A 19959-nucleotide genomic window follows, 5' to 3' on the forward strand; every position below is an offset into this window, starting at 1 on the left:
CTATTCGCCGTGCACTTCAGGCGGATAGGCGGGGTGTTCCGACGTCGGTTGGAGCGCCGCCACCGCGGATTCGCGCGACATGCCGCAGACCATGAGCAGATCGACGGTGATGGAGCGCGTCTGCGCAAGAATGGCGTAGGCCGAGAGCACGTGGGTGTCTGCCACGACGTCCATTCCGGCGCGCGCTGCGATGGAGCGCAACTGGTGGATGGTTTCGGGAATGATTTCTGCTTCGTGGAGCCGCTGCTCCCGTGCAGACTCGGAGTAGAGGGCGCCAAGGGCTTGGGCGGCATCGGAAAGCTCTTCGATGAGTTCCAACTGGACGGGTGAGACGTGGTCGCCATCCTCGGCGAGGACGCGCGCGCGGCGCGCCAGGACGCGAACGCCGCGCACAGCATTGTCCACCGGGGACAAGGTGCGCTCGAGCGACCGAATACTGCGCTTCGACGCCCAGAGGAAGGGCGAAACCTTTGCTGTCTCTTTGCCGCCCTTCGCGGCGGCGAGCATCTTATTGATATCGGCCTGGGTGCCGCGGACGGCGTCGAGGGCGTCACGAATGCCCTCGGGGTCGTCCTTGCGGAGGCCTTGAGCGACATCGGAAAGCACAGAGCTCGCGACGCGCAGGACCTTGGAGACTTCCCCACGGCCGGCACGCAGCGGTGAATTAGGAATAAGCGCAATCATGACCACGCCGATGACGGCGCCGATGACTGCGTCGATGGCGCGGGAAAGGCCGCCCATCTCCTCCGGCGGCATGATGGTGGCGATAAGGATGGCGCCGATAGTGATTTGGTTGCTCACCAGCTGCGAACTCGTCACAAAGGACGCAATAAGTAAGGAGACGCCAATCATGATGGTCATGTGGATAGGGCCTGTGCCGAGAGTATCGACGAGGAAGGTGCCCACGATGACGCCGATGATGCCGCCGACGGAGAGCTCGATGGCGCGCTTGAGGCGGTCACTGCCGGACAGGCCGAGAATGATGATAACCGACATCGGCGCGAAGAACGGCTGCGAGTGACCAAAGAAGCTGTGCGCAACGAAGAAGGCCAGGCCGGCGCCCAGCGTGATCTGCAGAATGTAGACGAAGCGGTTGCGCAGGCGGCCAAAACGAGCTTTGAGCGACTTATCCACCGTGCGCAAGGTTTCGCGAGTGGTCTGTCGCACGCGGGAAGGTTGTTTCTCAGTCGCCATGATGCCTGATTTTAGCGGTCATGCCGTGGCGCGACAGCGGGTTATGGTCCTAAGGGTGTGGTGGCAGAAAAAGCCTCCGCACCACGGCCCGATGATGAGCCGCGGTGCGGAGGTATTCAGGAGGTGTCAGCAGCGCTTACCGCTGTGACGAGTCGTGCGTTTTACTTGGAGACCGTCTTGCCCACGGAGTGGAGGTCGGTGCAGGCCTCAACAACGCGCTCGGACATGCCCTGCTCGGCCTTCTTCATGTAAGAACGCGGGTCGTAGACCTTCTTGTTGCCCACCTCGCCGTCGATCTTGAAGACACCGTCGTAGTTCTCGAACATGTGGCGAGCAACCGGGTTGGTGAAGGCGTACTGGGTGTCGGTGTCGACGTTCATCTTCACAACACCGTAGGACAGAGCCTGCTCGATCTTCTCCTTCTCGGAGCCGGAGCCACCGTGGAAGACGAAGTCGAAAGGCTGAGCGTCAGCGTCAAGGCCGAGCTTAGCGATAGCAGCCTTCTGGCCCTCGTCCAGGACCTCCGGGCGCAGCTTGACGTTGCCCGGCTTGTAGACGCCGTGGACGTTACCGAAGGTAGCGGCCAGCAGGTAGCGGCCCTTCTCGCCGGTGCCCAGTGCGTCAATGGTCTTCTCGAAGTCCTCAACGGAGGTGTAGAGGTTAGCGCCAGCCTTAGCCTGGACGCCGTCCTCCTCGCCGCCGACGACGCCGATCTCGACCTCAAGGATGATGTTGGCCTTGTGGGCCTTCTCCAGCAGCTCCTGGGCGATGACGAGGTTCTCGTCGATCGGGATAGCGGAGCCGTCCCACATGTGGGACTGGAACAGCGGGAGCTCGCCACGGTCGACGCGCTCCTGGGAGATGGCGATGAGCGGGCGGACGTACTCGTCCAGAACTTCCTTCTGGCAGTGGTCCGTGTGGAGAGCAACGTTGATGCCGTAGTGCTTGGCTGCCTCGTACGCGAACGCTGCGAGAGCCTGGGCGCCAGCAACCTTGTTTTTCACGGACAGGCCGGAACCGAACTCCGCACCACCGGTGGAGAACTGAATGATGCCGTCAGACTCTGCCTCAGCGAAACCACGTAGTGCTGCGTTGATGGTCTCAGAGGAGGTGCAGTTGATGGCCGGGAATGCGAAGCCGCCCTTCTTGGCGGTATCCAGCATGTGGTTGTAGACCTCAGGGGTTGCGATAGGCATTGAATCATCCTTGGGTGTTCGGAGCCGATATGTTTACCCCTCCAAGTATGCCCGCGTTAAGCGGATCATGTCGACCTAATTTTTGTGACATTTGTTGTACTTTGTGCCCGATCTGTCGCCAGCTACGCAAAATCCCTGCCCACTCGCACATCTCGAGGGCACGCGGGGACAGGGAATGTGTGAAATTTCGGGTGGAAAGCCTGCATTCGGGCCACGGCGGTTGCGCCCGGTGGGTGGGCGGAGTACGGCGGCAGCCGGCTAGATGTCCAGCTCGCGATAAATCCGTGCGCAGGCCTCAAGAAGCATCCAGCCGGAAAGCTGCACGGAGAGGTCGCGTTCAGCGACGCGGATGAGGCCGACGCGCTCACTGAGGGTGGTCGAGGCGAAGCCGTAGTTGTGCGGCAGGCGGGCATCGGCAGCCCAGTCCGTGCCGAAGATGGGCAGGCCGTCGACTTCAAGGCGGTGCTCCCACGCGGACTNCGCACGGCGACGTCCGCGAGGTAGCGCGCGAGGATGCCCTTGAACAGGCCGCCGTCGCCGTCGCCGGTCACCGCGTTGAGAACGCCCGACGGCGTGGCCTGGTACGACGCTACCGCCTGGACGAGGCCGCGAATGCGAGTGAGGTACTGCATGAGGTCCTCGACGAGCTCTGCCTCGTGGACGGTGTCGATGTCTTCGAGCGAGGTAACCCCGGCACGCTCGCGCAGGTTCAGCGCGATCTCCAGGCACGCGCCTAAGACGACGCCCTGGCAGTACGGGTGGATGACGCGGACGATCTCGGGGCCGTCCATGCGCATGCGCACGCCGTCCATGACGAGACCGTCATCATCGATGAGGTGGTCGTAAATCCAGTCGACGATGGTGCGTGCCTCGGCGATGCGTCCCCGGCGCGCGAGCATGATGGCGCCTGGACCGTTGGAGGGCACGTTGAGGAACGACTCCCCTTCGCGCCACGGCAGCACGCCGAGCTTCGGATCGAGACCCGCCGCGATGTTGAGCTCCAGCGCACCAAGCCGCTTGGCGCGCTTCATGTTCTTAACTTCGCCAGCACGCCCCATGGCAAGCGCCAACCACGCCTTGTCATCGTAGTAGCGGTTCTTCGTGAGCGACTCGACGTTGCGAATGCGAATGCCGCGGACAGTGTCCGCGATGCGACGGCGGCGAGCCTTGGTGTTCTTACGCTCGGCGGCATCGACAAGGCAATCGAGGTAGTGCGCCTGCCACCAGTAGTGCCAGTGAATGAAGAGCTTCTCTTTGAGCGTCGGCGGCCAGGACACGACGGCGAGATTGGTGCGCGGCAGCCCCCACACCGCGGAGGCGTGGCGCTCGTTGATCGCGGTTTCCGCGAGGTCTGCGCGGTGTGCCCACGTCTCGTTCATGCGTGTCCCTTATGGTCGGTGTGAGGTTCTGCGGCACGACGGCCGCGCTATAAACATCGCTATTCTATACCGCTTGTTACCACGCGCGGGACAGATCAGCGTGCTGGCGGATCCACGCATGCATGGCGATGCCCGCCGCCACGCCCGCGTTAATGGAGCGCGTCGAACCGAACTGCGCGATGGAGCATGTCATCACGGCGTTATCTTGTGCTTCGGCGCTCACGCCGGGGCCTTCTTGGCCGAAAAGGAGCAGGCATTTTTCGGGCAGTTCCGCGGTCTCCAGCGGCACCGAGCCGGGCGTGTTATCGATGGCGACGACGGTCACACCGTGGTCGTGTGCCCATTCGATGAGCTCCCCCACCGTGTCGTGGTGCATGAGGTGCTGATAGCGGTCGGTGACCATGGCGCCGCGGCGGTTCCAGCGGCGACGACCCACAATGTGCACCGTATCGACCGCAAACGCGTTGGCGGTGCGCACGACGGTGCCGATATTCGAGTCGTTTTCGAAATTCTCGATCGCGATGTGCAGCGGATGCCGCCGGGTATCGATGTCCGCGACGATCGCCTCGCGCGTCCAGTACCGGTACGCGTCGACGACGTTGCGGTGGTCACCGTCCGTGAGCAGCTCCGGGTCGTAACGCGGATCGTCTGGCAGCGGGCCCTCCCACGGGCCTACGCCATGACGGCCTTCGTTCCACTCGGTAGGGCCACGGCCCTCGGCGTACGGGTTCGCCGCGCTTTCCGATGCCCCCGGCTTAGGCAAGGCCCAGATCCTCGAGGCCGAGGAGGAAGCGGTACTCCAGGCCCTCGGCCTTGATGACGTCCGCGGCGCCCGTTGCGCGGTCGACGACGGTGGCAACGCCCACGACCTCGGCACCGGCGTCGCGCAGGGCGGCAACGGCGGTAAGCGGCGAGTTGCCCGTGGTCGTAGTGTCCTCAACAACGAGAACCTTCTGGCCCTCGACATCGAAGCCCTCGATGCGGCGCTGCATGCCGTGCTTCTTCGCTTCCTTGCGCACGACGAACGCGTCGATGTCGCGACCGTCTGCATGCATGATGGAGGTCGCAACCGGATCGGCGCCCAGGGTCAGGCCGCCGACGGCGACGTAATCCCAGTCCGCGGTGAGCTGGCGCAAGAGCGAACCGATAAGGCGGGAGGCCTCGTGCTGCAGCGTCGCGCGACGCAGGTCGACGTAGTAATCAGCTTCCTTGCCCGAGGACAGCGTGACCTTGCCGTGGACGACGGCGAGTTCCTTTACCAATTCCGCCAGGCGGTCCAGCTTGGCCTGATCGAGTTCACGTGCGGTCATGAGCGCTCCTTTGATTGCGTCTACGAGTGGTCTGTGTACAGCTTACTTCGACCGCCCGCGGCGTTTCGTGGCGGTCTCCGAGTGTTCTTAGTCGTCGTTTTAGTCGTCGCCAAAGATGCTCGACTTGCCGTCGAGGTGGCGGCGCACGCGCGGAGCGTGCTCGTCGACATCGGGGCGTTCCTTGCCGTCCGCGATGGCGTCGACCTCGTCCGCGCCGAGGGCGGTGCGCTCGACGGGACCGCGGACGTCGGAGGCCACGCGGGTAGGCATGGGCACGGGTTCCTCGGGGCGCTCGACGGGCGGGTACTCGAATTCGTCGCGCTCCGGCGCCACGAGGGCTGGGCCGCTGGCCAGGGTGACAGCCTCCTGCTCCATCGAGCGGGTGGGGTCCCCATCGCCGAGGCGCAGTACCTGCGCGGCCTGCGAGCGCGGCGGTAGGACGCGGGCGCAATCGGCGAGCAGCGCCAACGGTGCCTGCATGGCATCCCACTCGACGGCGCGGGCATCCTTGGTCATCTGGGCGAGCACCCATTCGGACTCCATCCACACCGCGGTGACCTCGTGCGGGAAGGAGTCGAGCGCCGTGCGCACGCGGGCGTCGATAAGGCGCTCAGCGACGGCGGCATCAGAGGCGTAGACGCTAAAGCCCTGGGCCTCGAAGGCGGGAACGAGATCATCTGCGCCGGTGTCCTCGAGCGCGCCGGTGCGGCGGAAGTCGACGACGATGTCCGAGGCCGCGCCGGTGCGCATGGCCATGACGTTGACGCCGCCGATGTCCATGAGCAGCATCTCGTGGCCCAGCACGCGGCCGGCCACCACGTCGTGCGGTGCCGCGCCACCTGCAGCCGCGCCGCGGGTGAATTCGTCGACGAGGTACTCGTCCTGCTTCGCGAAGTCATAGTCACGCGCCGCAGCCCAGGCACGCCGCTCACGGGCCACGGCACCGGGCAGGCTTCCCAGCAGCGAGCGACGACCGCGGATGAGCTCGGGTTCGGATGCGGTGTCTTCGGCGTCCTCAGCGCCGTCCCCGAGGTCGCTGTCGAGGTTGCTGTCCTCGTTGTCTTCTTCGTCGATGCTCTCGGTGTTGTCGGTGGCGTCGTCGGCGACAGCGTTCGTATCGGAAAAGTCGGCGTCGTCCGGCTCGGGCTCCGCCGAGTCAGAGGACTCGGAATCGAACAGGGCTCCGTCAACGTCGTGGTCAACGTCATCGTCGTCCGTCCAGGCGGCATGGCGGCCATGGGTCGGAGCGGGATCGGCGTCGATGATGGGGGTGGGTTCTTCGGAAACCTTGGCGGTGTTGTCGTCCTCGTCCCCCGCTTCCTCAGTTGCCTCGGCCTGCTCAGCCTGCTCGGCCTCGGTGACGGGCGCGTCGCTCGGTGCGTCCTGGAGGCCGTGGGAGTCGTCGGACCACTCGCCGAAGAAGTCATCGTCTTCAGATTCTGTTGCTTCCTCTGGGGCGGTTGCAGCGTCGCGGGCCTCGGCGGACGCGCCGGAGACGGCGGGGCGCTGAGCGGGGGCATCGGAGGCCGGGCGACCGGACAGCCACCACAGGTAGGCGCCGGCGCCGCCGGTGAGGAGCGCAAGGAGGAGAAGTATGACAGCCATTAGTGCCTTAGTCTACGTCCCCTGGTGCGCTCCTGGGCGTTAGTTGCTGCGTGTTCGTCCCCGCGTGTTAGTCGCCGCGCTCGGCAGGGTTGTCGCGCACGGCGGACCACTGGGACCAGCCGCCCACGAAGTGGCGGGGGCTGGGCAGGCCGGCGATTTCTAGGGCGGCGATGGCCAGCGCGGAGTGGTTGCCCGAGCCGGAGTAGATGATGGCCTTGTCGATGGTGTCGAGGTTGACCCCGGCGGTTTCAAAGACGGCGCGGATTTCTTCCGGGGACTTCCACAGCCACGTCTCGTCGTCCACATGGAGCTCACGCTCCGGGACGTTGATGGCCCCCGGAATGTGACCGGCCTTGAGGTCGAGATGCTCGCGGCGGCCGGTAAAGCGGCTGGGCGAGCGGGTATCGATGAGCTGGACTTCCGGGTCCGGGTTCGCGAGATGCTCCTTAACCTCGTCGATCGTGGCGGTGGGCATGCCGCCGGGCACGACCACGAGGTTGGAGTGCAGCGGCAGGTTGCCGGGGCCGGTCAGCGTTTCCAGCCCGGCGCGGCGCCAAGCCGCAAAGCCGCCGTTGAGGAGGCGGACGTCGCCCACGCCAGCCCAGCGCAGCGTCCACCAGGCGCGGCCGGCGAAGAGTCCGCGGCCGTCGTCATAGATGACGACGGGGTACTCGGCGCGCAATCCGAGGCGTTCAAACCAGTTCTGGAGTTTGTCCGGATCCGGCAGGGGGTTGCGGCCCACGCGGGAGCCGGGGGTGCCGGCAAACGCGAGGGCGGTGTCAGCGAAGTGGGAGGTGGGGATGTGGAGCGAAGAAAATTGGTTGAACGCTGCGCCCGCGGTCGGTGCCCACGTGGTGTAGACAACCGTGGAGCGCTGGCCTTGATAAAGATGATTTTTCAGGTCTTGAGGAGAAACCGCAATGCTCATGCCCCCACAGTGTAGGGACATGAGCGAAGGGTTGCCGGACACGCGGCGTCGGCGCAGGTTAAGCGCTCAGCGTGAGCGCTTCACCATCCGCGGCGCAGTCGACGTGGACCGTGTCGCCGTCGACAATCTCACCGGCGAGCAGGAGCTTGGCGAGCTTGTCGCCGATGGCCTGCTGGATAAGCCGGCGCAGCGGGCGTGCACCGTAGGCCGGGTCGTAGCCGCGCTCGGCGAGCCAGGACTTGGCCTCCGGCGTGACGTCCAGGGTGAGGCGGCGGCCCGAAAGGCGTGCGCCGAGGGCGCCAAGCTGGATGTCCACGATGCCGGCGAGCAGCTCCGGGGACAGCGACTCGAAGACCACCACATCGTCGAGACGGTTGATAAACTCCGGCTTGAAGGCGTGCTTGACGGCCTCCATGACCTGCTCTTCCGTGCCACCTGCACCCAGGTTGGACGTGAGGATGATGACGGTATTGCGGAAGTCCACCGTGCGACCCTGGCCGTCAGTAAGCCGGCCTTCGTCGAGTACCTGGAGCAGCACGTCGAAGACGTCCTGGTGGGCCTTCTCGACCTCATCGAAGAGGACGAGGGTGTACGGGCGACGGCGGACCGCCTCCGTGAGCTGGCCACCAGCGTCGTAGCCGACGTATCCCGGAGGGGCACCGACGAGGCGCGCAACGGAGTGCTTCTCGCCGTACTCGGACATGTCAATGCGGACCATGGCCGACTCATCGTCGAAGAGGAACTCCGCGAGCGCCTTGGCCAGCTCCGTCTTACCCACGCCAGTGGGGCCAAGGAAGAGGAAGGAGCCGGTCGGGCGGTTCGGGTCGGCGACGCCAGCGCGTGCGCGACGCACGGCGTCGGACACGGCGGCGACGGCAGCCTTCTGTCCCACGACGCGCTCGCCCAGGACGTCCTCCATGTGGAGGAGCTTCTCGGTCTCGCCCTGGAGCATCTTGCCGGCGGGGATGCCGGTCCACGCAGAGACGACCTCCGCGATGGTGTCCGGGGTGACTTCCTCGGTGAGCATGGTGTTCTTATGCTCTGCCGATGCCGCCTCGGCCTCGGCCAGCTCCTTCTCCAGCGGCGGGATCTTGCCGTAGTTGATCTCGGAGGCCGCGGCGAGGTCGCCGTCGCGCTCCGCGATCTCGGCCTGGCGGCGCAGCTCGTCGAGCTGCTCCTTGATGGCCTGGACATCATCGATGGACTTCTTCTCGTTCGCCCAGCGCGCCTTGAGCTCGCCCAGCTTCTCACGCTCGTCCGCAAGTTCCTGCTGCAGCTTGGCCAGGCGGTCCTGGCTGGCGGCATCAGACTCCTTCTTCAGCGCGAGTTCCTCGATCTCCATGCGGCGGACAATGCGCTCGAGCTCGTCGATCTCCTGTGGCGAGGAGTCAATCTCCATGCGCAGGCGCGAGCCCGCCTCGTCGACCAAGTCGATGGCCTTATCCGGGAGGAAGCGGTTGGTGATGTACCGGTTGGACAGCTCCGCTGCCGCGACCAGGGCAGAGTCCTGGATGCGGATGCCGTGGTGCACCTCGTAGCGCTCCTTCAAGCCACGGAGAATACCGACGGTGTCTTCGACAGAGGGCTCGGCAGCGTAGACCTGCTGGAAGCGGCGTTCAAGCGCGGCGTCCTTCTCGATGTACTTGCGGTACTCGTCGAGCGTCGTCGCACCCACGAGGCGCAGCTCACCGCGGGCGAGCATGGGCTTAATCATGTTGCCCGCGTCCATGGAGCCCTCGCCGGTCGCACCGGCGCCCACGATGGTGTGGAGCTCATCGATGAACGTAATGATCTGGCCGTCCGAGGCCTTAATCTCGTCCAGCACGGCCTTCAAGCGCTCCTCGAATTCGCCGCGGTACTTCGCACCGGCGACCATAGAGCCGAGGTCCAAGCTAATAAGAGTCTTGCCCTTGAGCGACTCCGGGACGTCACCCGCGACGATGCGACGGGCAAGGCCTTCCACGATGGCAGTCTTACCGACGCCGGGCTCGCCGATGAGCACCGGGTTGTTCTTCGTACGGCGCGAGAGCACCTGCACGACGCGGCGAATCTCCTGGTCACGACCAATAACCGGGTCAATCTTGCCCTCGCGGGCACGCGCCGTGAGGTCCGTCGAGTACTTCTCGAGGGCCTGGAACTGGTCCTCGGGGTTCTCGCTCGTCACCTTGGCCGCGCCACGCACGGACGGGAAGGCACCCTTGAGCGCCTCATAGGTCGCGCCGCGGCTCGTCAGCAGCTCCGAGGCGTCCGTCTTGGAGCCGGCGATGGCTGCGAGCAGCACCTCCGTCGACACATATTCATCACCCAGCTCGCCCGCGAGTTCCTGCGCGCGGGTGAGCACGTTAAGTGCGTCGCGGTTAAACTGCGGGTTCGCCATCCCAGCGCCCTCCGCCTTGGGATAGCCGTCGACGAGGGCCGCGGCCTCCTTGGCCACGGTGCCCGCGTCCACGCCAGTAGCGCGGAGCACGGGGGCGGCGATGCCGTCTTCCTGGTTCAAAATAGCGGCAAGCAGGTGCGCCGGACGGATATCCGGGTTGCCGTTACTCGAGGCGGTCTGCAGCGCCTGCTGCAGAGCCTCCTGAGTCTTCGTGGTGGGGTTGAAACCGCTCATGGTTTCCTCCTGTTTCTTCTTTCGTCTCTTCCTGATATATCTGCCGTTCCCGGCCGTTGTGCCACCCCACTCTAGGGGCTTCACTGTCCATAACGCACCCAAAGTTGAGTTTGTTCCACTCAAGTTGAAAATTCTTAAAAGTTTTTCCTGCTCGCCCTTGAGTGTGGATCACGCAACTTTACCCCTACCTGGGGTAGTACCCTACAACCATGAGCGATGTAGCCCCCGTATTCAGCCACGCCCGGTCCGCGGCACTCGAGCTGCCCGGCACACAACTCACCCACCCTTTCGGCCCCGCGTGGGACGTGTGGAAGATCCAAGGAAAAGTCTTCGCGCTGCTCACCGAGGAAGCCGGAAAGCCCATGGCCATCGTGAAGTCCGATCCTCTCATCGGCGAGAGCCTGCGCCTCGAGTTCCCCCTCATCACGCCCGGCTATCACATGAATAAGAAGCACTGGATCACCCTCGTGGATGGCCTGCCACCGGAGGTTATCCGTGAGCTGGTCACCGAGTCCTACCGCCTCGTCGTGGCCAAGCTCCCCCGCCGCCTGCGCCCCATCGACCCAGAGACCTTTGGCCGCCGGGGGTAGGCAAAGGCTGCGACATTATCACTACTGCGCTGCATAAACACACCTCATACGCTTTTGTACCCTAACTAACCTTATGCACGTACCGATACCCTGCTCATCACCGTGCCCACCGACATGGGCGTCGACGTCAACGTGAAGATCCTCGAGAACTTCGCCACGCACGTCGCGCCGGCCCTGGGCTGGAAGCCGAATACGGAGGGCCCGGTGACGGGTTACCCGATCGACTAATACACTGCTAGATATGCAGCATCTGGCGGACCTCATCCTAGAAAATCCCTCGGCATTTCGTGACCGCGTGCACGAGGATTTCTACACCAGGATTCTCGAGGCCCGCCAGATTTTTGGTTTTCGCATGGCCGAGACCCACGTGGACATGGCTCCGGCCCTCGCGTGGTATCTTCAGCACTGCTCGGAGGACGGCGTGCCCAACGCGCAAGCGCGCGAGCGCATTGCTTTCCTCGGCCGCGACCACCGCCGCCACGGCTTCCCTCCCGCGGCATTCGCCGCGTTCTCCCAGTCCCTCATGGCGGGCCTGAAGCCCTTTGAGCTTTCCGATGCCGCCTCCCGCGCCGCCCAGCGCGCCTTCACCGAGCTCGCCGCCCTGCTCTCCGGCGCCGCCGAGGAGGCTGACCTCGCAGGCACCCCGCCGGCACACCAGGCACAGGTCGTCGACGTCGTCCGACCCAACCGCGAGCTCGCCCTCGTGCGCCTCGAGACCGCCATGCCCATTGACTTTGCGCCCGGTCAGTATTTCCCGGTGACCTCCAAGTTTTTACCCGGCACCTGGCGTCACCTCACCCCGGCCGCACCCTCGACCTCCACAGGCCAGCTCGAATTCCACGTGCGCGGTGTGGGGGATGCCTCGCGCACTCTTGCGCGCGCCCAGGTGGGCGACACGTGGACCCTCGGCGCGCCGCGCGGCGAGTTCGCGCACACGCTGGGCGACAGCGAGTACTCCGTCTTCCTCTGCTTCGGCACCGGCTGGGCGGCCGTGCGTACCTGGCTCCTCGCCCAGGTCGAGGCCGCCATCGAGACCCCCGCTGACATCGAGTGCTCGCTCTACTCGGTGGCGCCGAGCCCCGGACATCACTACGACACGACGGTGCTCGACAACCTGGCCGCACTCAACCCGGACATGCGCGTCCATCTCCTCGTCGACGCCGCGGAGGACCCACTCCTCCTGGGCGCGCCCGAGCCTGACGTCTACTGCGAACCCACCAATGATCCTGTCATGACCATGCTCTCACGCGAGGACGCCCACGGCTCCCGCTTCATTCTCGTGGGTCCCGAGGTCCGCGTCACGGACGCCGCCGCGAAGCTGCGCGCCGCCGGCATCACCGCCGTCGAGGAACACCCCTGGGGACGAACGAGTCACAGTTTCTAGCCTGGCGCACCGCGCGAATTTACACTGGATTTATGACTGAAAATAATTCACGTATCCAGCTGCGTTCCGCCATGCCGGAGACCTCCCGCGCGCAATACGCCGTCACGGACACCATCATCGCCCGTGCCACCGAGCTCGGCATCCCCCGCGCCGTCCTCGAGCTCGCCTTCGTCCGCGTCTCACAGGTCAACCGCTGCGCGTACTGCACGGACGTCCACTCGCGGCTCGCCACGAAGTTCTACACCGAGGCTGGAGAATCTGCCGAAGACATCACCCGCAAGTTCGCCCTCGCTCCCGGCTGGCGCGAAGCCGCTGGCGTGTACACCGACCTCGAGCGCGCCGGACTCGACATCGCCGAGGCTGTCACGAGCGTCGAGCACGGCGCCCTTCCCGACGAGGACTATGACCGCCTCCGCGCGCAGCTCGGCGATGACGTCCTCGCGGTATTCCTCATGGGCTGCATCAACATGAACGTCTTCAACCGCATTCACCTGTTCTCCCACACCGTGGTGGGCCAGCCCTAAGCAGCGGTAACAGCTCTAGAGAATAGGCAGCGCCTTACGCGCCTTCTCCACCTCTGCCATGTCGAGGTCGGCATAGAGGATCTCGTCCTCGTAGCCGGCCTCCTCAAGCCGCACGCCGGTGGGGCCCACCACAACGCTGTGCCCCAGCCCCGTCGGCCCCGAGGCCTCGCCCGCCGCAGCTTCGCCGCCCGGGCGCGACTGACCCGCCGCCACGATGTAGCTCGTGGAATCCAGCGCCCGCGCCGCCGAGAGCAGGCGCCATTGCTCGCGCTTGCCCGGACCGTCAGCCCAGCTAAACGGCACGGCGATGACCTGCGCACCCGCGCGCGCCAAGTCTCGGAACTGCTCGGGGAAGCGCACGTCATAACACGTCGCCACACCCACCGTCACGCCGTCAAGGTCAAAAGTGACCAGGTCCGTGCCCGGTCGCACGGTATCTGATTCCTTGTAATCAAAAGCGTCATACGTGTGAATCTTGTCGTAGCCGCGATGGATCCCAGGGCCAGTGATGAGCGCGGTATTCGAGACGCGATTGATAGTCTTCCCGTCACGCTCGACGGCATCGGCAGGCCGGAACATGCCCGCAATGACCGTGACCTCCAACTCCTCAGCCACCTCGCGCAGCCCCGTGGCGAAGGGGCCATCAAAGTCGGACGCCTGGGTGTCGAGACGCCCGGAGTCGAAGCTCTGCGCCGTCGCTTCCGGCAGCACGATAAGCCGCGCGCCCTCACCGGCAGCGCGCCGGATAAGCTCCGTGGCGCGCTCCAGGTTGCCGTTCGTATCTCCAGTGGACGTAAATTGCACAGCTGCGACCTTCATGGTTGCCCAATGTAATGGGCAGCCGGTGAGTTATCCACAGATTTCTTCTTTCGCCCTTGCCAGATGGCGGCGCACCCCGTAGTTGTGAAGGCATGATCTACTTCACTGATAACGCACCACAGCACCTGTCCACTCTGCGCAGCCACCACTTCACGCCGCACTTTCCTACCACGGGAGGCCCGCACACCTCCCGCGCCTTAGCCACCGTCGCCGCTCGCTGGTCGTCAGCGATTAGCCAGGCTGAGACTGCTCGCGGGGCACACCTCGACGCCCTCGAACGCCTACTTACTGATATCCGAGTCGGCGACGAAGCACTCGCCGCGCGCTTAGGAGACCTCCCATGAGCCCCGCGCGTTCCTTGGCCACCGCCGCCACCCAACTCGACTCCACCTCCTCTCACCTGCACGGATACACAGTGGAGTGGCGCCATCATGCGGATGCCCTATTTTTGGCAACAGCTGGCCCCGCGCCTGAAAGCGCACGCCACAACGTCGAGCTCGCCCGCGCGTCCCTCGAGCAACCACGCGCCGAAATGGCCGCCGTGGCGGGAGTCCTCCGCAGCTACTCCCCACTAGAAGACCTCCTCGAACCGCTTGCCGATGGCCTCGCCCCCGGGCTCGCGGGCATCGGCGAGGCGCTCGACTGGATGTGCGCCCGTGAGATCGCGGCGCTCTGCTCGGACACCACAGCCGAGCCACCCCAACGTCTCGAGGACTTCGAGGGCCTCTCACTCGAGGGAATTCATGAGATTCATCTATCCAGCGCCCCAGCACACGTCATAGCTTTGGCCGAAGCCAACCCCGATCTGCTCATCCTCGAGGCCTCCGAGGGCAGGTTCGCCGCCCTCGTGGATCCGACCTCCGCCCGCACGCAACCGTCGTCCATCACCACGTATATCCCCGGCACCGGGTCCTCGAATCCGGCGAGCTGGCAGTCTCACATCGACAATGCCCGAGCGCTCGCCACCGCGACGGGAAGCCCGGCCGTCGCGTGGGTGGGATACGACGCGCCGCCGCGAGTACCACTGGCCGCCCGGCGCGCTCCCGCGGAGAAGGGGGCCCGCGCGCTCACCCGTTTTCACCGCGCGCTGCGTCGCCGCTTCCCACGCGCGCACCATATCGTGGTCGGCTATTCGTATGGCTCGACGGTCGCCGGCTACGCCGCACGCGACGGCATGCGCGCCGACGATCTCGTCTTCGTGGGTAGCCCCGGTGCCGGCGTCCATCGCGCCGACGAACTTCCGGGACGCGTGTGGTCCGTGACGAATGCGGACGATCCGATCCGCTATTCCACGGGTCCCGTGGGCGGCGTCCACGGGACCGATCCCAGCACGCCGTGGTTTGGAGCCGACCCCGTGCCCGGAACGCAGGGACGGCCGGGTGACCATTCCAGCTATTGGTCAGACCCGGCCTTCTTTGAGGGCGTGGGAGCTATCGCTCGGCGCTACTAGAACAGGCCCGCCGGCTGCTCGCTGTAGGAGACCAGAAGGTTCTTGGTCTCCTGGTAGTGAGCGAGCATCATGAGGTGGTTCTCGCGGCCGATACCAGACTCCTTGTAGCCGCCGAACGCGGAGTGCGCCGGGTAGACGTGGTACTGGTTCACCCACACGCGGCCTGCCTGAATGTCGCGACCAGCGCGGTAGCAGATGTTTGCATTGCGTGACCACACACCAGCGCCCAGACCGAAGTTCGTGTCATTCGCAATCTGGATGGCCTCGTCGTAGTCCTTGAAGGTCGCGACGGAGAGGACCGGACCGAAGATCTCCTCACGGAAGATGCGCATGTCGTTCGTGCCCTTGAAGACGGTCGGCTCGATGTAAAAGCCGTTGTCCAGGCCTTCCACCTTATTCACGTGGCCACCGGTGAGGACCTCCGCGCCCTCCTTCGGGCCGATCTCCAGGTACTCGGTGATCTTGTCCATCTGCTCCTGGGACGCCTGGGCACCCATCATGGTCGCTGTGTCGAGCGGGTGGCCAATCTTGATCTTCTTCACGCGCTCGATGGCACGCTCGATGAACTTGTCCGCGATGGACTCGTGGACGAGCGCGCGCGACGGGCAGGTGCAGACCTCGCCCTGATTGAGGGCGAACATCACGAAGCCTTCGACGCACTTCTCGAGGTAGGTGTCATCCTCGTCCATGATGTCCGGGAAGAAGATGGACGGGGACTTGCCGCCCAGCTCAAGGGTGACCGGAATGAGCTTGTCGGCAGCAGCCTTGTTGATGATCTTGCCCACCGGGGTCGAGCCTGTGAAGGCGATCTTTGTGATGCGGTCCGAGGTGGACAGCGCCACACCGGCTTCCTCGCCGATGCCGTTGACGATGTTGACGACGCCCGCAGGGAGCAGGTCGCCGATGAGCTCCATGACGAAGAGGACGGAGGCCGGGGTCTGCTCGGCCGGCTTCAGGACGACCGTGTTGCCTGCGGCGAGCGCCGGCGCCAGCTTCCATGCCGCCATGAGGAGCGGGAAGTTCCACGGGATGATCTGGCCCACGACGCCGAGCGGCTCGTAGAAGTGGTAAGCGACGGTGTCCTTGTCGATCTGCGACAGGCGGCCTTCCTGGGAGCGCAGGGCGCTCGCAAAGTAACGGAAGTGGTCGACCATGAGCGGGATATCTGCGGCGAGCGTCTCGCGCACGGCTTTGCCGTTGTCCCATGTCTCCGCGACGGCAATCTTCTCGAGGTTCTCCTCGATCCGATCCGCGATCTTGAGCAGGATGTTGGCGCGCTCGGCGGGCGAGGTGTGGCCCCAGGTCTCAAAGGCCTTCTCTGCCGCATCGATGGCGAGGTTGATGTCTGCTTCCTTGCCACGCGCAACCTGGCAGAAGACCTCACCGGTGATCGGCGTGATGTTGTCCATGTACTCACCGTCGGCCGGGGCAACCCACTCGCCACCGATGTAGTTGTCGTAGCGGTCGCGGTAGGTGACGATGGAGCCTTCAGTGCCGGGATCTGCGTAGCGGGTCATGGTGGTGTCCTTTCGAAGCGGAGGCGTCGCCACAATTCTTTTCTGTAGTGAGCTACGCCATATCGGATTGAGTTACCCAACAGTAACTGAAATGACTTAACTACCGCCACAACTCCGGCACTACTACTTTGCGAAACTTTGCAAGGATCCCCCACCCATGAATATTCACGCTGTTCACACGACATCCAACCCCAACTCAACGGGGGTATTCCAATCGGCTGGCAGGAATCAAAAACACCCGAGCGCCCCTCCTGTTGGCTCAACAGAAAGGGCGCTCGAGTGTGCTGACGTGGCGTACTGCGCTAGTGGCTGCGCTTGCGGCGCGGGGTCCACATGACCACAGAGGTCGACCGCGGAACGTGGACGAGTTCGCGACCCGTCGAAGTGCCCACTCCCCTTGAGCACCTGCGAATCCGGACGAGCCACCTGGAAGATCATTGTGGCAGCCTTGACACGATTCCTGCCCCTAGAGACCGGCATGAGACTGCCTAGATTGAGGGCAACCATTCAGCTCGACTTAACCCCTGTTAAAAGTGGGCCGGGACTCTCATGTGGAGACACCAGCTTCGACACGTAAGGTTGACCAAGCAGCCACGTTGACGTACCGTAAGAAGCGATAGATCCTCGGTCAGGCCTCTAATCCCGCAAGGGACAATGCACAAATGACCGGGGCCTTTCACATTCTAGGAAGCTCATGGTCAAACACTGGCTCAGTTACGACGAACAAATCACGCTGCTTCAAGAACGCGGTTTGAACGTCGCTGACACCGCATCAGCAGCCGAATTTCTATCTCGCGTAAACTACTACCGTCTTTCGGGATATTTCCGTTATTGGCAAGTTGACCCAATGGCAGGCAACAATCGCTTCCTCGATGGTTCCTCCTTTGAAGATATTCAGAGGCTCTACGAAGCCGAGCAAGACTTGGTTGCAGTATGCGATGAAGTTCTCCACCCGATCGAGGTCCTTCTGAGAACCCGGTTCGCCTACTATTACGCACAGCGGGTCGGAACGATCGGAACGTTCGCCCGTGGTGACGGGTTCACGCAATCGCCCGATCCTAATGACGAACGTGTCGAAGAACATGCGCTGGCGAATTTAGATCGCAGCAAAGAGACCTTTGTGTCTCACTACCGCGATGACTCAAAACGGGCAACGCTTACAGCATCGATGCCTATGCGCGCATGCCCATCTGGGTAGCGGTTGAGGCCTTCTCGTTTGGCAGTCTATCCAGGCTTATTGAAGCTTCAAGCAAGTCCGGAGTGCTGCACGACATGGCAGCGTCGATGAACGTTTCTCCAACTACGCTGCCAAGCCAAGTCCGGTCATTCGTCTACTTGCGCAACCGCAACGCCCACTGTGCGAAGCTGTGGAACCATGCGGTCCTCGACCGTCCAGGACTCCTGCCTAACATCGTACGACGAGTCGAACGAAACCACCGTCAGTTCAGTGATCACTCGATCTACAAGATCTTCGTAGCGCTTGACCAGGTCGCCACCAAGACCGGTCTCCAGCATGATTGGCTCGCCAACCGCGTCGAGCCAATCCTTGCCACGCATCCCCTTCTTGCCGCAGGCATCGCAACCCCAGCCCGCTACGGAGAAATGTCGACGCAACTACTCACCACAGACCACTAGCACCACACCGTCCCGCCTACGACATCCCACTCAAAATAGACGATGAAACCACAAGCACCCGAGTGCCCTCCTGTTGAGCCAACAGGGAGAACCCTCGGGTGCAGCGAGCTGGCGTGCGACACTAGCGGCCGCGCTTGCGGCGCGGGGTCCACATGACCACGGAGGTCGACCGCGGAACGTGGACGAGCTCGCGGCCCGTCGACGCAGACGAGGAGCGGGCACGCAGCTCGCGGACTTCCTCAAGAAGCGCGTCGCGCTCGGCGAGAAGCTGGTCGCGTTCCTCGGTGAGCTCGATAATCGACTTAATGCCGGCGAGGTTGACGCCTTGCTCCTGGGACAGCTCCTGGATGTGGCGCAGCAGCTCGATGTCTCGGTCAGAGTAGCGGCGTCCGCCGCCGCGCGTGCGGGCCGGGGACACCAGACCCATCCGGTCGTACGTGCGCAGGGTCTGCGCATGCATTCCGGAAAGCTCCGCAGCGACGGAGATAACGTACATCTTCTTCGGTGCCTCGCGCGGACCGTCGGTGGAATTAGCCATCACTGCTCACCTGCCTTACTTGTTGCCCGCCCAGTCGGCGCGCGGGTTAAAGCCGGAGTCGCGCTCAGCCTGTGCGTAGGTGCGCAGAGCCGAGGTGGCTGCGGCATCGAGCGTCGAAGGGACCTTGACCTGGACCGTCACCATGAGGTCACCCGGTGTACCGGAACGGCGCGTGATGCCACGGCCACGCACGCGCAGCGTGCGGCCATCCGGAGTACCGGCGGCAATCTTCACGCGCACCGGCTGGTCGAGCGTGGGCACCGTGATGGTGTCACCGAGGGCCAGCTCCGCAAAGGACACGGGGACCGTGATGTGCAGGTCGTCGCCGTCACGAGTGAAGACCTTGTCCGGCTTCACGGACACGCTCACAAAGAGGTCGCCCGCGGGAGTGCCGTTGGGGCCTGCCTCGCCTTGGCCGGCCAGGCGCACCTTTTGACCGTCGATGACGCCGGCGGGGATGCGCACGGTGATCGAGCGGGTGCGGCGCACCGTTCCGCTGCCGTTGCAGTCCGGGCAAGGATCCGTGATCTTCTGGCCGGTGCCGCCGCAGTCGGTGCACGGCTGGGAAAACCCGAAGGTGCCGCGCTGCTCCGAGGTAAACCCGGTGCCGTCACAGCGTGAGCACTTCTGCTTCTTGCCGGAGCGGGAGCCAGAGCCATGGCACGTGGTACACGGCGCGTCGCCCGTTAGTTGGAGCGGAAGCGTCGTCCCTTTCGCCGCTTCTCGGAATTCAAGGGTGACGTGCGTTTCGACGTCCGCCCCCCGCGACGGGCGAGCTGTTCGGCCAGCACCACCGCCGCGGTTGAAAACGCCACCGAAGATATCCCCAAGACCACCGCCGCGAGGCGCTCCTCCAGCGTGTCCGAAGATGTCCGAGAGGTCGAAGTCCGCTTCGAAGCCTTGCCCCGGCGCCGTGCGAAACCCGCCGGGAAAGCCGGCGCCTCCCGTCCCAAAGCCGCCGCCGCGTGCGACCATAGCCTTGAAGTCGTCGTATTCCTTGCGGGTCGCGGCATCAGCGAGGACCTCGTGGGCCTCGGCGACGGCCTTGAAGCGTTCGAGCGCCTCCGGATTATCGGGATTAGCGTCCGGGTGGTTCTCGCGGGCCAGCTTGCGGTAGGCGCGCTTGATCTCCTCCGGGGTTGCGGATGAGGAGACCCCCAGATCCGCGTAATAATCTTTCTCTGCCCATTCAGGTTTCACGCTCACTGGGCATCTCCTCCTTTCGTGTTGGTCGCCGGCCCACACCGGCGTGGTGTCATTGTCAACGTGTGTTCTAAAG

At 64.3% G+C, this 19959-nt stretch carries 18 protein-coding genes and 2 pseudogenes; 8 read left to right on the forward strand and 12 right to left on the reverse strand.

The window, feature by feature from the left end; all coding sequences use genetic code 11:
• The 8 genes and pseudogenes from BN9444_RS00900 to clpB all read right to left on the reverse strand — a co-directional run bounded on the left by BN9444_RS00900 (position 1) and on the right by clpB (position 10223).
• Positions 1 to 1194, reverse strand: a complete 1194-nt coding sequence (locus BN9444_RS00900; RefSeq protein ID WP_068801267.1) for an FUSC family protein — start codon at positions 1192 to 1194, stop codon at positions 1 to 3.
• 161 nt (positions 1195 to 1355) lie between these two features.
• On the reverse strand, positions 1356 to 2390 hold the full coding sequence (fbaA, locus tag BN9444_RS00905; RefSeq protein ID WP_066488920.1) for a class II fructose-bisphosphate aldolase: 1035 nt from the start codon (positions 2388 to 2390) through the stop codon (positions 1356 to 1358).
• A gap of 258 nt (positions 2391 to 2648) precedes the next feature.
• A pseudogene (locus tag BN9444_RS00910) lies at positions 2649 to 3769 on the reverse strand (glycoside hydrolase family 76 protein).
• Positions 3770 to 3845: 76 nt separating this feature from the next.
• On the reverse strand, positions 3846 to 4532 hold the full coding sequence (locus BN9444_RS00915) for a TrmH family RNA methyltransferase (RefSeq protein WP_066488915.1): 687 nt from the start codon (positions 4530 to 4532) through the stop codon (positions 3846 to 3848).
• Positions 4525 to 5079, reverse strand: a complete 555-nt coding sequence (gene pyrE, locus BN9444_RS00920; protein WP_068801268.1) for an orotate phosphoribosyltransferase — start codon at positions 5077 to 5079, stop codon at positions 4525 to 4527. Before pyrE ends, BN9444_RS00915 begins: the two co-directional genes overlap by 8 nt.
• Before the next feature lie 99 nt (positions 5080 to 5178).
• The gene (locus BN9444_RS14945; protein ID WP_233423527.1) at positions 5179 to 6684 is read right to left on the reverse strand and encodes a hypothetical protein; all 1506 of its coding nucleotides are present in this window, start codon (positions 6682 to 6684) and stop codon (positions 5179 to 5181) included.
• 67 nt (positions 6685 to 6751) lie between these two features.
• A complete protein-coding gene (locus BN9444_RS00930) occupies positions 6752 to 7612 on the reverse strand; it encodes a sulfurtransferase (RefSeq protein ID WP_068801269.1) in 861 nt (286 codons plus the stop codon).
• Positions 7613 to 7670: 58 nt separating this feature from the next.
• Positions 7671 to 10223: an ATP-dependent chaperone ClpB gene (clpB, locus tag BN9444_RS00935; RefSeq protein WP_068801270.1), complete on the reverse strand. Its 2553-nt coding sequence runs from the start codon at positions 10221 to 10223 to the stop codon at positions 7671 to 7673.
• Positions 10224 to 10432: 209 nt separating this feature from the next.
• Between clpB and BN9444_RS00940 the strand changes: the two genes are divergently transcribed.
• From BN9444_RS00940 to BN9444_RS00955, 4 genes and pseudogenes are all read left to right on the forward strand, one after another.
• Positions 10433 to 10813, forward strand: a complete 381-nt coding sequence (locus BN9444_RS00940) for an MmcQ/YjbR family DNA-binding protein (RefSeq protein ID WP_066488902.1) — start codon at positions 10433 to 10435, stop codon at positions 10811 to 10813.
• An 84-nt stretch (positions 10814 to 10897) separates the two neighbouring features.
• Positions 10898 to 11041, forward strand: a pseudogene (locus BN9444_RS00945) (LLM class flavin-dependent oxidoreductase); the annotation flags it as partial.
• A gap of 13 nt (positions 11042 to 11054) precedes the next feature.
• Positions 11055 to 12197: an FAD-binding oxidoreductase gene (locus BN9444_RS00950; RefSeq protein ID WP_068801271.1), complete on the forward strand. Its 1143-nt coding sequence runs from the start codon at positions 11055 to 11057 to the stop codon at positions 12195 to 12197.
• Positions 12198 to 12229: 32 nt separating this feature from the next.
• Entirely contained in the window at positions 12230 to 12721 is a 492-nt protein-coding gene (locus BN9444_RS00955) for a carboxymuconolactone decarboxylase family protein (RefSeq protein ID WP_066488893.1), read from the forward strand.
• A 15-nt stretch (positions 12722 to 12736) separates the two neighbouring features.
• Here the strand turns inward: BN9444_RS00955 and BN9444_RS00960 are convergent, their stop codons facing one another.
• Positions 12737 to 13540 (reverse strand): carbon-nitrogen hydrolase family protein, encoded by an 804-nt coding sequence (locus BN9444_RS00960; RefSeq protein ID WP_066488889.1) that lies wholly within the window; start codon positions 13538 to 13540, stop codon positions 12737 to 12739.
• Positions 13541 to 13632: 92 nt separating this feature from the next.
• Between BN9444_RS00960 and BN9444_RS14000 the strand changes: the two genes are divergently transcribed.
• Both BN9444_RS14000 and BN9444_RS00965 read left to right on the forward strand, forming a co-directional pair.
• Positions 13633 to 13884, forward strand: coding sequence for a hypothetical protein (locus tag BN9444_RS14000; RefSeq protein ID WP_141628663.1), 252 nt, complete (start codon positions 13633 to 13635; stop codon positions 13882 to 13884).
• On the forward strand, positions 13881 to 14990 hold the full coding sequence (locus BN9444_RS00965) for an alpha/beta hydrolase (protein ID WP_068801272.1): 1110 nt from the start codon (positions 13881 to 13883) through the stop codon (positions 14988 to 14990). Before BN9444_RS14000 ends, BN9444_RS00965 begins: the two co-directional genes overlap by 4 nt.
• On the opposite strand, the gene exaC is transcribed toward BN9444_RS00965, so the two are convergent.
• A complete protein-coding gene (gene exaC, locus BN9444_RS00970; RefSeq protein WP_068801273.1) occupies positions 14987 to 16507 on the reverse strand; it encodes an acetaldehyde dehydrogenase ExaC in 1521 nt (506 codons plus the stop codon). The genes BN9444_RS00965 and exaC overlap by 4 nt on opposite strands.
• Before the next feature lie 694 nt (positions 16508 to 17201).
• Here exaC and BN9444_RS15305 point away from each other — a divergent pair.
• On the forward strand, positions 17202 to 17705 hold the full coding sequence (locus tag BN9444_RS15305) for an Abi family protein (protein WP_199872832.1): 504 nt from the start codon (positions 17202 to 17204) through the stop codon (positions 17703 to 17705).
• The gene (locus BN9444_RS15310) at positions 17690 to 18142 is read left to right on the forward strand and encodes an Abi family protein (protein WP_197429512.1); all 453 of its coding nucleotides are present in this window, start codon (positions 17690 to 17692) and stop codon (positions 18140 to 18142) included. Before BN9444_RS15305 ends, BN9444_RS15310 begins: the two co-directional genes overlap by 16 nt.
• A 121-nt stretch (positions 18143 to 18263) precedes the next feature.
• On the opposite strand, the gene BN9444_RS00980 is transcribed toward BN9444_RS15310, so the two are convergent.
• Positions 18264 to 18680, reverse strand: a complete 417-nt coding sequence (locus BN9444_RS00980; RefSeq protein WP_066488858.1) for a heat shock protein transcriptional repressor HspR — start codon at positions 18678 to 18680, stop codon at positions 18264 to 18266.
• A 15-nt stretch (positions 18681 to 18695) separates the two neighbouring features.
• Positions 18696 to 19886 carry a molecular chaperone DnaJ gene (gene dnaJ / locus BN9444_RS00985; RefSeq protein ID WP_066488847.1) on the reverse strand — a complete coding sequence of 397 codons (1191 nt, stop codon included), beginning with the start codon at positions 19884 to 19886 and terminating at the stop codon, positions 18696 to 18698.
• Between the last annotated feature and the right edge of the window lie 73 nt (positions 19887 to 19959).

Origin of the sequence: Corynebacterium phoceense, from assembly GCF_900092335.1 — a bacterium.
GTDB lineage: Bacteria > Actinomycetota > Actinomycetes > Mycobacteriales > Mycobacteriaceae > Corynebacterium > Corynebacterium phoceense.